This window comes from Undibacterium sp. MH2W, from assembly GCF_049340215.1.
Classification (GTDB): domain Bacteria; phylum Pseudomonadota; class Gammaproteobacteria; order Burkholderiales; family Burkholderiaceae_D; genus Undibacterium.
Map to the genome: position 1 here is coordinate 160,506 of NZ_JBMPPA010000003.1, position 12,347 is coordinate 172,852.

Genomic DNA, 12,347 nt, shown 5'->3' on the forward strand with positions numbered 1-12,347 from the left:
AATGTTCACCGCATGATTTATTCTACCTCAGGACGTCTTCTGATCGGAGGCTGATCATAAAAAAAGCCGTGCTTCGTGCACGGCTCTTTGTACTCGCCTTGATGTGAGGATGCATTAGGACAGGCGCACCCTCTCGCTAGGGGATGGTTTATCGACGACCTGTTTTCACGGAGGTTGATTTTGCTTTCGGCGAATTGTATGCCAGTCCTGAGCGGGTAGCTGCAGCAGCGGGTTTTGCAGTAGGCTTTGCGGCTGACGGTGTTGCGGTACGTGTCGCTGGTTTTTTTCCGTAAGTGTTAATCTTCGGTGCCGCAACGCGCTTACCATTGGCTACGCCACTTTCCTCAATGGTAATGGGGATAAATGGTTGACGAGCTGGAATCAAGTGACGAGGTCCACTGCCAATCAAATCTCGACGCCCCATCCTTACCAATGCTTCATGGATGATTTCCCAGTTTTCTGGTGCGTGATAGCGGAGCAGCGCTTTGTGCAATTTACGGATTTTGCCTGAGCGTGCGGTTTCGACAACTTCAGAATCCGCCGTCACTTTCTTGAGCGGATTTTTTCGGGTGTGATACATCGTGGTCGCCAACGCCATTGGTGTCGGCATAAACGTTTGCACCTGATCTAGTTTGAAATCGTTTTTCTTGAGCCAAATCGCCAGATTGACCATGTCCTCGTCCGTTGACCCCGGATGAGCGGCGATGAAATACGGGATGAGATATTGCTCTTTATTGGCTTCTTTGGAGTATTTTTCAAACATTTGTTTGAATTCATCGTAACTGCCAATGCCCGGCTTCATCATTTTTGACAGGGTATCGGTTTCCGTATGCTCGGGTGCAATTTTGAGCAAGCCACCAACGTGATGGGTAACGAGTTCTTTCACGTATTCTGGGGATCTTACCGCGAGGTCATAGCGCAAACCGGAGCTGATCAAGATTTTCTTCACGCCAGGAATCGCTCGCGCCTTGCGGTAAATAGAGATCAATTTGCTGTGATCTGTGCCTAAATTGGAACAAATGGAAGGATATACGCACGACAAGCGGCGGCAGGATTCTTCAATTTTCTTATCTTTGCAAGCAAGACGGTACATGTTGGCAGTGGGACCGCCAAGATCGGAAATCGTGCCCGTAAAGCCTTTCACTTTGTCGCGGATTTCTTCAATTTCACGCAAAATCGATGGCTCTGAACGGCTCTGGATAATCCGGCCTTCGTGTTCAGTGATGGAGCAGAACGTACAGCCTCCGAAGCATCCTCGCATAATATTGATCGAGAAACGAATCATTTCCCATGCAGGGATACGGGCTTTGCCATAGGACGGATGCGGAGCGCGTGCGTATGCACGGTCATAGACACCATCCATTTCATCCATTGCTAACGGCAGCGGGGGTGGATTGAGCCAAACATCGCGGTCGCCATGACCTTGCACTAATGCTTTTGCATTGCCGGGGTTGGCTTCCAAATGAAATACGCGGGAGGCGTGTGCATACATGACCGGATCGTCCTTCACTTCATCAAAAGAGGGGAGACGAATGACCGATTTGTGCTGCTTGTTCTTGAGCATGAGCTGACGCTCTTCGCGACTCATGATACGAATCGCTTGCTGCTTAACGACGTCAGCTGCGGGCGCCATGGTTGTTTCCGGTGGCGTATTGCCTGTTGCCGTTGCAGCGGAACTGTCGCCCGTGGCGCACTTTGCATCCTTTTCCGGCGTCATCGCGTAGGGATCGGTGTGCGCTTCGATTTTACCTGGCGTATCAATCTTGACCGAGTTGATGACTGTCCATTCGTCCTCAGGTAACCAGCCTTGTGGCACCATAAAGGCAGTGCCACGTAAATTGCGAATATCTTTGATGTTCTCACCTTGTGCTAATCGGTGGGTGAGATCGATCAACGCGCGTTCTGCATTACCAAACAACAAAATATCTGCTTTGGAATCCGGCAGAACAGACCGACGGACTTTATCCGACCAGTAATCGTAGTGCGCAATACGGCGCAGGCTCGCTTCGATACTGCCGATAACGACATTCGCGTCCGGAAATGCTTCGCGGGCTCTTTGGGCGTAGACGACCAATGCACGGTCAGGACGCTTTGTGCGATCGCCGTCTGGCGTGTAGGCATCTTCAGAACGGATTTTGCGGTCTGCGGTGTAGCGATTGACCATCGAGTCCATGTTACCCGCCGTCACCCCGAAATATAAGTTGGGCTTACCAAGTACCCGAAACGCGTCTGCTGAGTGCCAGTCTGGCTGACTGATAATACCAACGCGGAAACCATGGTGTTCTAACAGACGACCAATGAGCGCCATCCCGAAGCTCGGATGATCGATGTAGGCATCGCCGGTGACTAAAATGACGTCGCAACTGTCCCAGCCCAGCTTGTCCATTTCGGCACGAGACATAGGAAGAAAAGGGGCAGTATGAGCACCACCGACATCCTCACGGAAGCGGGGGAAAGAGAAAAGATTTTTAGGCAAAGGATTCATGCTCGCAATTTTACCGGAAAGCAGTTGCCTCTGCTTGGAGGAGTCTGAAATTATGCTGAATAATCAAAAGCTTGCATAAAAATCGTGCGATCGCGGCACCCAAAAACCGTCGTCATTTGACCTCAAGCTGCGGTATCCGTCATTTTGATGTCAACATTGCTACGCATCAATGCATCGACTTCCGTATTTTTGTGTCGAGGCACCCATTTGAGCGTGAGCCCTGGCAGGGCTGCCATGAGCGATCGTGCTTGCAGTCTGTAATGGGTAAGTCGTGCAGAGGCTTTATGGTCCGGACCGAGTACATCATTGATGACAACCTGACTATCGCCACGTAATAGAACCTTGGTGCGATCAACGTCAGGCACTTTATCCGTGATTAATTGAAGTGCAGCGAGGAGTGCTTGGTATTCTGCGTCACTGCTATCGCCATAGCCGATGGATGTGGTGTGTCGGTAAAGCGCGTTATTTTTTCCTTTGAGTATGCAGGCGAGGTTGCATTGGCCCGGATTGGGTTTCGCGGAGCCGTCGAACCAAGCAAGCCAATCTGCATCGGAAAAAGGATCTTTGTTTTTACTGGATGGTGGCATGGAATACGGAATTCAATTGAGCTGTAGGTGAACGTTTATAAAAGTTGTATGATTAATATGATCAATATGATTAATATGACGATAGATGGTTGATCATGTGATTATGGCTGATAAGGGATGATTCAGGCTGATGATCGCTCAGAGTCCTTCATTGTCAGCCTTTCATCGTTGTGATATGTGGCGTTTTACTCGTGAGAAAAATAATGTTTGATCAGATCAGGGATAAATTTCGGCAGTTTCAATTCAATATCTATGACAATGTGATTCGGCTGTCTTATCAGCGGGCTCGATTGGAAAAGAAAAAAGTAGCGATTGATTTTGGGGAAATCGCTATGCTCACTCGTTCAGGCGCAGGCGTGTCCGCACCCACCGAGCCAGTCATGCTATTACTGCACGGCTTTGGATCAGAGAAAGATACATGGCTTCGTTTTGTTGAATTGCTCCATCTTCCTTTGCCTTTGGTGATACCGGATTTGCCGGGTCATGGGGAAAGTACTTGGGACAGTGAGCAAGATTACTCGATTCATAGTCAAGCGTATCGGGTGCATCAGATGTTAGTCAACCTCGGCATTACGGCTGTTCACATTGTTGGGCACTCGATGGGCGGCGCAATCGCTTTGCGACTCGCGCATCTTTACCCAGAGATGGTTCGCTCTCTCGTTCTCATTAGTGCTGCTGGCGCAGAGATTAAGCCAGGGCGGGTTGGAAATGTGATTGATTCCCGGGATTTAAATCCGCTGGTCGATGTACAAAACAAAGCGGATTTTCAGCGTTTGCTTGATGTCTGTATGCACAAACATCCCTATCTGCCCCGTATTGCATTTAACGTACTGGCAGAAAAGAAGATCGCTCGATTTGAGATGGATAAACGCATCTTCAGCGATATGGTGACGGATCTAGATCAAAGCGCCTATCTGGCGCAACTTCAATTGCCTGTTCTCATTATCTGGGGCGACAAAGATCTGGTGCTGGATGTGGCGGATGCCCAATTTCTTCACGAAAGAATCAATGGCAGTGAGAAAATCATATTGAATGGTATCGGTCATGTGCCCATGCTTGAGGAACCGCAGCACACTTGTCGATCTGTCCGTGATTTCTTTCAACGTTACAAAATTGGATGAAAATGTAAAAAGTAGGCAAAATGATATTTCATTTATGTTGGTCGCCAGCCACAATAGAAGATCGTCGGCAAAAGTTGCTGAGTCAATAAGGAGTGCGTCATGTCAATTTCTTCGTTGGGTGCTGGGAGCTATCAATCTGTGAGTACGTTGGGTTCGTCGACAACGAAGACCGTGGCGTCGTCAGACTCAACATCAGAGGTTGGCGCTACGTCGTCGAGCGCAGCTGCGGCAGTCACATCGACGTCCGCCACAAGCAATACCAGCGCATTAAACGCGGCCATTACACAAGCGTTATCGCAGATAAATCCCAACATCGACTTAACGAGTTTACTCTCTACCAGCGGACAACAGTCCTCTTCTGCCTTTACGCAGCAACTGCTCAACGCACTGCCTGGCTTGAACGCTAAAAGTTCAACGACCTCGGATCTGTTCTCAATGCTTGACGGCTCGTCGAGTAGCTCAGATTCCTCTAGTAGTGGAAATATTTCGCAACTTTTATCATCCGCATTGGGGCAGTCGTCGAAGGGATCGTCAGGTTCATCCACGCCGACGCCCGTGACATTGGATAAATCGAGCGCTACCTTTAATCTCCAACACAGCATCCAGCAATTAATTACGACGCTAGGGAGTAATTCGAGCAGTCTTAGCACTATGTTTGGCGATACATCGAGTACCTCAGATTCGTTGACTGGCTCGCTACAATCCTCCTTTAATACCTTGGTGAGCAACAGTGGAGGCAATCCTTCGCAAGCAAGTCTTCAGTCATTCTTGAAGCTCGTTGCCGCCAATATTGAAGGTAGTAATTCGATTGGTAGTCTTTTTAGCGCGAGCGCTTAATTTTAACGATCATCGATGCCATCTCTATTGATTGCGCTACACTGATGGCGCACATCACTAACAGCCTGCAAATCCACGGTTTGCAGGCTTTTTTGCTTTTTGCTTTCGCATTGTTGAATGAAGAAGACGGGCGACACAGACGTCGGCGAAATATTGTTTATTTTACCGATGACGTTCAATGACATTTGGATCACAATACGTAGGCGAAATAACAACGACAGGAGCGAAACAGAATGAATGCATGGATGATCTGGGCTGCATTGGCAGGGATTGTTGTCATATTGGAGCTGTTTTCCGGCACCTTTTACCTATTAATGATTTCGATCGGAATGGTGGCGGGCGCATTGGTCGCTGCCATAGGTGGCGCGAGTGCTTTGCAGTTGGTGATTGCCGGCGCTGTCGGTTGTCTCGCTACCGTTTTGTTACATCGTAGTAAATATGGTTGGAAAGGGAACGCCCACGCTGGACGAGATCCTAACGTCAATATGGATATTGGTCAGTTGATTGAAGTTGGTCAGTGGAATGCGGATGGTCATGGACGATTTTCGGCTCGTGTTAGTTATCGGGGAGCAATGTGGGATGTTGAACTCCATCACGGAGTAGGCGAGCCGGGACGTTACCTTATTCAGGAAGTGCAAGGCAGTAAGTTCATCGTTAAGCCATCAACTGTGTAGGGTTGGTGAGTGTCAACAGTGACCTCAGGATGTGTTCTTAACTATTTGAAGGTGAAAATATGGAAAGTATTGGCAGCGTTGCGTTAGTCTTATTTGTACTGGCGATCGTGTTTGTATTTAAAACAATTAATGTTGTACCGCAGCAGCACGCGTGGGTCGTAGAGCGTTTGGGTAAGTACCACAGCACATTGGGACCAGGTCTCAATATTGTTGTCCCATTTATCGATCGCATCGCCTATAAGCACATCCTCAAAGAAATTCCATTGGATGTCCCGCCGCAAGTGTGTATTACCAAAGACAATACGCAGTTACAGGTTGACGGTATTTTGTATTTTCAGATTACCGATGCGATGCGTGCATCGTATGGGTCATCTAACTATATTGCGGCGATTACGCAATTGGCGCAGACGACTTTGCGGTCTGTGATTGGTAAGATGGAGCTCGATAAAACATTCGAAGAGCGAGATCATATCAATACAACGATCGTAAGCGCTATCGATGAATCGGCTGCGAATTGGGGGGTGAAAGTCTTACGTTATGAAATTAAAGACCTGACGCCACCGAAAGAAATTTTGCATGCGATGCAAGCGCAAATTACCGCTGAACGTGAGAAACGTGCCTTGATTGCCGCCTCTGAAGGACGTAAGCAAGAACAAATTAATATTGCTACCGGTGAGCGTGAAGCGTCGATTGCTAAATCTGAGGGCGAAAAGCAGGCATCGATCAATCGTGCTCAAGGTCAGGCTGCTGCGATTTTAGCGATTGCTGAGGCGAGCGCTGAGGCCATTCGTAAAACAGCAGCGGCAATTCAATCGCCAGGTGGTGAGGATGCGGTGAACTTGAAGGTCGCGGAGCAATATGTTGCCGCCTTTGGTAATTTGGCGAAAACAAATAATTCAATTATTGTGCCAGCGAACCTCGGGGACATGAGTGGCTTGATTGCCACTGCGATGCAAGTTGCTAAATCACAAAAAGCGACCGTGCCTGAAGTGGCTAAACGTGTAAATTAAACGGCATTTACTGTGCACAGTGTTCGGTAAGAAAAAAAGCGACAACAAAAACGGTTGTCGCTTTTTATTTGCTTAACGTCGCTGCATCGTTGCATCGTTGTGATTAGGGAATTATCTTCCGCCAATCTTGGTTTCGCCAAACAATGCCTTTTGATCGCGCGGTTGCGAACGCCAGTACTGTTTGGGGGCATCGACGGTGGCTCCCAATGCCGCTGCCGCGTGCCATGGCCAATGTGGGTCATAGAGGATGCCACGTGCGATGCCGACCATATCCGCCTGGCCACTGGCAACGATATGTTCTGCTTGTTCGGCCTCCGTGATCAATCCAACGGCGATAATTGGCATGGTGGTCGATTGCTTGATGTGTTCCGCAAAGCCCACTTGATATCCCGGCACCAATGGGATTTGCTGCAAGGGTGATACGCCGCCGCTTGAGACGTGCAGGAAAGCGCAGCCTCGTTGCTCAAGCTCTTTGGCAAAAACGGTACTTTGCTCGACATCCCAGCCACCTTCGACCCAATCGCTCGCCGAAAGACGTACGCCTACGGGGTAGTCGTCTGGCAGTGCTGCTTTGACCGCATCAAATACCTCTAACGGGAAACGCATGCGATGTGCGAGGTTGCCACCGTAATCATCTTCGCGTTTATTGGAGAGTGGAGATAAAAATTCGTGCAAGAGGTAACCATGCGCTGCGTGGAGTTCGATGACATCAATACCTAAACGATGAGCGCGTAGGGCGGCATCGACAAAAGCTTGTTTGATCCGAGCGAGTCCTGCTGCGTCGAGGGCCAGTGGCGGTGCTTCATGCGCACCGTGCGCAACTGCGGATGGCGCGACTGTTTCCCAGCCGCCGTGTTCAGGTGCAATCAGCTGTCCACCATCCCAAGGGGTTTGACTCGATGCTTTGCGACCTGCATGGGCGAGCTGGACTGCGATGGGCATCGTTGAATATTGGCGGATGGCTGACAAGATTTTTCCCATCGCTGCTTCGGTGTCGTCCGACCATAATCCAACGTCAGCGGGCGAGATTCTACCTATCGGCTCGACTGCCGTGGCTTCAATAATCAATAGTCCAGCGCCAGACAATGCAAGCGCGCCGAGGTGGATCAAATGCCAGTCCGTCATTTTTCCATCGACTGCCGAATATTGGCACATCGGCGGGATAATAATTCGGTTCTTTAACGTTAGTTTCCCTAATGAAACGGGCGTGAAAAGTGCACTCATTGATAATTTTCCTGTGATGTTGAGATCTCGGCCGTCGAAGGCGGTCGCTTTACATCATAAGGGAAATTGGCGTGGCTTGCTGACGAGGGATTTTCTTTTCCCTCTGAAGGTGCGCCAGTAGTTAACAGGGTTATACGTTGATTGAAATCGTGCTGACGATCTGCTGATTCAGATTATCTTGATCCAATGTTGCTACCGCTGACGGGTTATTTTTTAACGCTGCTGCCCACTGCGAGCTCAGATCGCTCTGGTTGTTGGTGCCATTGAATGCACTAATCGCGCTGTATAGGGCGGCGTTTGGATTGATTTGGGAAGTTGTTCCGTTGTTAATATTGCTAACAATAATTTTGTCTTCTGCCAGTTGCGAGTTCGCTTGCGTCGTATTTTGGGAGGTTGAAGAAGATGTTGCGGATGAATTCGTTGTAGCGGCGGTAGAGGAACTGCTCGGCGCTTGACCCGCACTATTAAACGCACTGAGTAAGCCCGCGGCAGTGTAGGTTGTTGCTGATGTCTGGTTTCCACCAAGAATCGACACAATACTGGCTTCAGACGCCAGATTGACGGCTGTGCCAACCAACGAAGCGCTCGCAGCGGATGAGACCGATGCTGGCGCAGTGGTCGTTTCGGTCGCTGTTGTGACGCTCGGGGTGTTGGTTGAGACACCACCAGTAGTGGTGTTCTGGCCTGCCGATGGGGTGCTCTGTATGGACGTTAGTGACATTGACAATCTCCCGTGTCTGATACGTTATCGGCATCAAGAAGGTCGACTTTAATCGATAGCGATTTTTTTTTGCGGATCAATGTCGATGATTGGTTATTGTTAAGAAGCTTATTTGGCGGAGTGGGTACGCAATGTGAGAGAGAACCAAATGTGATAAGTTACGAGATTGCACCAGAAAATATCGTTAATCGAAGCAAGTTCCATTAACGTGTAGTGTCAGTTAAACAATGATCTTTCCGTTCGACCAATCAATAATTACTAAAAAGATATTGTGATGAATAAATTTGCTCACGCGCTATCCCATCGTCTACCGTTCAATTACGTGTGGATCATTGTTGGTATTATTTTCATTGCGTTGCTGTCTGCCGCGGGCATTCGGGCAACGCCGGCCATCATGATTTTGCCGCTTGAGCATGAATTCGGCTGGAGTCGGACGACGATTTCTTTTGTCATTTCAGTCAATATCGCCCTGTATGGATTGATTGGTCCTTTTTCGGCAGCAGCAATGCAAAGCTATGGCATCCGTCGCATGATTCTCGGTGCGATGGGGCTGTTGGCGATCGGCACGTTGCTGAGCACGTTTATGACTTTGCCATGGCACATGATGTTGGCGTGGGGCGTAATCGTCGGTGCGGGTAGTGGTGTCGTTGCTAACACGCTTGCTGCCACGATCGTTGGACGATGGTTTGAAACACGGCGTGGACTTGCCATGGGCATACTGACTGCCAGCGCGGCGACAGGGCAGATGGTTTTTCTACCTCTCATGGCCTACATGGTCGACCATGTGGGTTGGCGGTCAGTTGCATTAATGGTCTCAGGCGTTGCGGCGTTAGCGATTCCAGTGATTGCCCTCTTGCTGCCAGAGAAGCCTGCGGATATTGGGATGCGTCGTTATGGTCAGATCGATGACACTGTACACAGCACGATGACAGGTGCCAATCCTTTCGTTGCGGCGATTGGTGCGCTAAAAAAAGCAATCCGTATCAAAGATTTCTGGCTACTCTTCTTTAGTTTTTTTGTCTGCGGTATGAGCACCAATGGCTATATCGGTGCGCACTTTATCGCCATGTGCAGTGATTACGGAATTTTAGCGGTCGGTGGTGCAAGTATTTTGGCCACCATGGGTGTGTTGGACTTAGTAGGGACGACCCTCTCAGGGTGGTTATCCGATCGTTACAATGCCCGCGTGTTACTGTTTTGGTATTATGGATTGCGCGGAATTGCATTGATATTTTTGCCGCAGGCGTTTGGCATTAGCTATTTTGGATTGCCAATCTTTGCGATTATCTACGGTCTGGATTGGATTGCGACAGTGCCGCCTACAGTACGCCTCGCGAATGATGTTTTTGGTAGAGCAGCGGCACCTATTATTTTTGGTTGGGTCGTTGTAGGGCATCAGCTCGGTGCGGCGAGTGCCGCGCTACTTGCCGGCTATATGCGTAATAGCTTGGGAAGTTACACCGCTTCATCAATGATGATGGGAGTAGCGTGCATCATTGCAGCTGTCATGGTGCTCCGCATTCACGGACAACGTCACCCCGGCGATGCTTCTCCAGAGGCCTCCGCAGCGAGTTAATGGCGTGACGAACCCAATCAACAAGGTGCTATTGCCTACGCTTGGCCAGCACCTAAATCCAGTACATGGAGGGGAGTGACTCCCTGTACTTCATTGTAGGTTGAAATAACCCAAGCGTCTTGGCTCTCCGCTAGACGCAGGTGTAAGGCGTGGGTAAAAAACCGTATCGATTGCTGGTCGACGCCAGCAAATGCATCATCAATCAACGTCAATGGCTGGCACGCCGCTAAGGCGGCGGCCAGCCAGACTTTCCGCTTCGTTCCTGTCGATAGCATGAAGAACTGCTTTTCGATATGGGGCCGTAATGCTAGTCCGTCTATCGCATCGTTCAATATTGACGCATTCCAGTTCGCGTAAGTGCCCGACAAACCTGATAAAAACGCGTTGACCTGCATCTGGTCTACCTGTGCATCTTGCGTGTCGATCCAGAATATGTTTTTTTGATATGCCGTTTTATCACGGACTAGACTGCACCCATTGAGTAGGATGTCGCCTTCTTTCAAAATGAACTGACCTGCCATCAGTTTTAGTAAGCTCGTTTTACCACAAGCCTCTTCCCCTGTTACGATCGTCAGACCGTGTAAAACATCAACAGAAAATGAGGTAAATACAGATCTTTTTGGATAATCAAAGCTGACTGTGTTGACTTTCAGAAGGGCAGTGGGGATCATAAGGAGTTGGATGATAAGTATCACGGAGACAGAAATTATATCCTGCCAAGCGCAACCGGTGACCAATGGTTGACGCAATCACACCTGAGCTGAATTGAGCAAAAAAAAGAGATATGCCAGAAGAAGCGAAGTTAATCGAGATAGAGAAAGTCAGAATAGGTATGTTCGTTAAACTCGATCTGAGTTGGTTCGAACATTCTTTTCCTCTGAGTTCTTTTAAGATTACAAATCAACAACAGCTCGATGAGCTAAGAGCATTAAGGCTCACGCAGGTTCGTTATTTTCCCTCGAAGTCTGATGTCCATCCGGATGCGTCGACTCATCGGCATCCTTCACCTCCAGAAAAAACACAATCGCCGGATCAGGCGATGAAAGTCTATGACACGCTCATTGAAGCGAAACGTGCTCGCGCTGAGCGACTCGCGAAGCAGCGCGCCGAGATTGCCTTGTGCGAAGAGCGTTTTGTCCGTGCAGCGACCATCGTCAAGGATATCAATAAGCACATTTTTTCTCGCCCCAAAGAGACTTTGCAAGAGGCGCGAAAATTGGTGGAGAGTATTGCTGAAGTGTTTAAGAATGCGAATGACGTCGTGATGCATTTGATTCAGCAGTCGGGTACCAACGAGGACGTGTATTTTCATACACTGAATGTCTCTGTGCTTGCAATGATGTTGGCAAACGAAATGAAGTGCGATGAGTTGCTCATCAAGGAAATTGGGATTGCGGCGTTATTTCATGACATTGGCAAAACAAATATTCCCGACAAAATTTTGATGAATCCTGGTCCATTGAATAAAGCGGAGCAGACTTTTTTTGAGCTCCATACGCAATACGGCTTGGAGATTGGACGCAATGCAGGCTTGTCGCCGGTGACGCTTGACGTTATCGCCAATCATCATGAGTTGATCGATGGTAGTGGTTACCCCCAGCGACGTAAAGGGGCCTCATTGAGTATGGCGACGCGTATCGTCAGTGTTGCCAACATCTATGACAATCTATGTAATCCTGTTGATATTCGTCAGGCGATGACACCGCACGAGGCTTTATCCTTTTTATACGCACATAAACGGGGTCAATACGATCCTGCGGTGATTGCGACTATGGTGAAGAGTTTAGGTGTCTATCCTCCGGGGACGATCGTTAAATTATCGAATGAGGTGATTGGTCTCGTGATGAACGTTAATATTGGGAAGCCGTTGCGTCCCTTGGTACTGGTCTATGACTCAGAGATACCGAAAGAGGCGGCTATTATTTTGGATTTATCAGAGGAGTCCACCGATATCAGCATCAGTAGTAGCATTCGGCCAGGCTTATTACCTCGGCACATCTATGACTACCTGAACCCCAAAAAACGCATTAACTACTATGCTGAGTCTAAAAATAAAAAGACCAAAAGCACCACCGCAACTCATCTGACTTAGTGAAAGAAATCATTGATCCC

12 protein-coding genes are annotated in these 12,347 nt (G+C 48.8%); 6 read left to right on the forward strand and 6 right to left on the reverse strand.

What is annotated here, in order from left to right:
* Window positions 1–148: 148 nt before the first annotated feature.
* Both ACO0K2_RS08720 and ACO0K2_RS08725 read right to left on the reverse strand, forming a co-directional pair.
* Entirely contained in the window at window positions 149–2,401 is a 2,253-nt protein-coding gene (locus ACO0K2_RS08720; RefSeq protein ID WP_423018470.1) for a YgiQ family radical SAM protein, read from the reverse strand.
* A 206-nt stretch (window positions 2,402–2,607) separates the two neighbouring features.
* Window positions 2,608–3,072 (reverse strand): ribonuclease HI family protein, encoded by a 465-nt coding sequence (locus tag ACO0K2_RS08725; protein ID WP_423017783.1) that lies wholly within the window; start codon window positions 3,070–3,072, stop codon window positions 2,608–2,610.
* Window positions 3,073–3,275: 203 nt separating this feature from the next.
* Here ACO0K2_RS08725 and ACO0K2_RS08730 point away from each other — a divergent pair, with 203 nt between their 5' ends.
* Both ACO0K2_RS08730 and ACO0K2_RS08735 read left to right on the forward strand, forming a co-directional pair.
* Window positions 3,276–4,193 (forward strand): alpha/beta fold hydrolase, encoded by a 918-nt coding sequence (locus ACO0K2_RS08730; protein WP_423017785.1) that lies wholly within the window; start codon window positions 3,276–3,278, stop codon window positions 4,191–4,193.
* A gap of 99 nt (window positions 4,194–4,292) precedes the next feature.
* Complete coding sequence (locus ACO0K2_RS08735) at window positions 4,293–5,030, forward strand: hypothetical protein (RefSeq protein WP_423017787.1); 738 nt, start codon at window positions 4,293–4,295, stop codon at window positions 5,028–5,030.
* A gap of 2 nt (window positions 5,031–5,032) precedes the next feature.
* Here the strand turns inward: ACO0K2_RS08735 and ACO0K2_RS08740 are convergent, their stop codons facing one another.
* The gene (locus tag ACO0K2_RS08740; RefSeq protein ID WP_423017789.1) at window positions 5,033–5,215 is read right to left on the reverse strand and encodes a hypothetical protein; all 183 of its coding nucleotides are present in this window, start codon (window positions 5,213–5,215) and stop codon (window positions 5,033–5,035) included.
* Between the two features lie 48 nt (window positions 5,216–5,263).
* Here ACO0K2_RS08740 and ACO0K2_RS08745 point away from each other — a divergent pair, with 48 nt between their 5' ends.
* Window positions 5,264–5,704 (forward strand): NfeD family protein, encoded by a 441-nt coding sequence (locus tag ACO0K2_RS08745; protein ID WP_423017790.1) that lies wholly within the window; start codon window positions 5,264–5,266, stop codon window positions 5,702–5,704.
* Between the two features lie 59 nt (window positions 5,705–5,763).
* Window positions 5,764–6,714: an SPFH domain-containing protein gene (locus ACO0K2_RS08750; RefSeq protein WP_423017792.1), complete on the forward strand. Its 951-nt coding sequence runs from the start codon at window positions 5,764–5,766 to the stop codon at window positions 6,712–6,714.
* Between the two features lie 111 nt (window positions 6,715–6,825).
* On the opposite strand, the gene ACO0K2_RS08755 is transcribed toward ACO0K2_RS08750, so the two are convergent.
* Window positions 6,826–7,938, reverse strand: coding sequence for an NADH:flavin oxidoreductase/NADH oxidase (locus ACO0K2_RS08755; RefSeq protein WP_423017794.1), 1,113 nt, complete (start codon window positions 7,936–7,938; stop codon window positions 6,826–6,828).
* Window positions 7,939–8,068: 130 nt separating this feature from the next.
* Window positions 8,069–8,659 (reverse strand): hypothetical protein, encoded by a 591-nt coding sequence (locus tag ACO0K2_RS08760; protein WP_423017796.1) that lies wholly within the window; start codon window positions 8,657–8,659, stop codon window positions 8,069–8,071.
* Between the two features lie 274 nt (window positions 8,660–8,933).
* Between ACO0K2_RS08760 and ACO0K2_RS08765 the strand changes: the two genes are divergently transcribed.
* Window positions 8,934–10,235, forward strand: a complete 1,302-nt coding sequence (locus ACO0K2_RS08765; RefSeq protein ID WP_423017798.1) for an MFS transporter — start codon at window positions 8,934–8,936, stop codon at window positions 10,233–10,235.
* Between the two features lie 35 nt (window positions 10,236–10,270).
* Here the strand turns inward: ACO0K2_RS08765 and ACO0K2_RS08770 are convergent, their stop codons facing one another.
* Window positions 10,271–10,906, reverse strand: a complete 636-nt coding sequence (locus ACO0K2_RS08770; RefSeq protein WP_423017800.1) for an ABC transporter ATP-binding protein — start codon at window positions 10,904–10,906, stop codon at window positions 10,271–10,273.
* Window positions 10,907–11,019: 113 nt separating this feature from the next.
* On the opposite strand from ACO0K2_RS08770, the gene ACO0K2_RS08775 reads away from it, so the two are divergent.
* Window positions 11,020–12,327, forward strand: coding sequence for an HD-GYP domain-containing protein (locus ACO0K2_RS08775; protein ID WP_423017802.1), 1,308 nt, complete (start codon window positions 11,020–11,022; stop codon window positions 12,325–12,327).
* Window positions 12,328–12,347 lie beyond the last annotated feature (20 nt).

Excerpts from the sequence above, each read along its gene's own strand:
- ACO0K2_RS08720 (WP_423018470.1), bottom strand. The coding sequence starts at position 2,401 with ATGTCTCGTGCCGAAATGGACAAGCTGGGCTGGGACAGTTGCGACGTC.
- ACO0K2_RS08725 (WP_423017783.1), bottom strand. The coding sequence starts at position 3,072 with ATGCCACCATCCAGTAAAAACAAAGATCCTTTTTCCGATGCAGATTGG.
- ACO0K2_RS08730 (WP_423017785.1), top strand. The coding sequence starts at position 3,276 with ATGTTTGATCAGATCAGGGATAAATTTCGGCAGTTTCAATTCAATATC.
- ACO0K2_RS08735 (WP_423017787.1), top strand. The coding sequence starts at position 4,293 with ATGTCAATTTCTTCGTTGGGTGCTGGGAGCTATCAATCTGTGAGTACG.
- ACO0K2_RS08740 (WP_423017789.1), bottom strand. The coding sequence starts at position 5,215 with ATGTCATTGAACGTCATCGGTAAAATAAACAATATTTCGCCGACGTCT.
- ACO0K2_RS08745 (WP_423017790.1), top strand. The coding sequence starts at position 5,264 with ATGAATGCATGGATGATCTGGGCTGCATTGGCAGGGATTGTTGTCATA.
- ACO0K2_RS08750 (WP_423017792.1), top strand. The coding sequence starts at position 5,764 with ATGGAAAGTATTGGCAGCGTTGCGTTAGTCTTATTTGTACTGGCGATC.
- ACO0K2_RS08755 (WP_423017794.1), bottom strand. The coding sequence starts at position 7,938 with ATGAGTGCACTTTTCACGCCCGTTTCATTAGGGAAACTAACGTTAAAG.
- ACO0K2_RS08760 (WP_423017796.1), bottom strand. The coding sequence starts at position 8,659 with ATGTCACTAACGTCCATACAGAGCACCCCATCGGCAGGCCAGAACACC.
- ACO0K2_RS08765 (WP_423017798.1), top strand. The coding sequence starts at position 8,934 with ATGAATAAATTTGCTCACGCGCTATCCCATCGTCTACCGTTCAATTAC.
- ACO0K2_RS08770 (WP_423017800.1), bottom strand. The coding sequence starts at position 10,906 with ATGATCCCCACTGCCCTTCTGAAAGTCAACACAGTCAGCTTTGATTAT.
- ACO0K2_RS08775 (WP_423017802.1), top strand. The coding sequence starts at position 11,020 with ATGCCAGAAGAAGCGAAGTTAATCGAGATAGAGAAAGTCAGAATAGGT.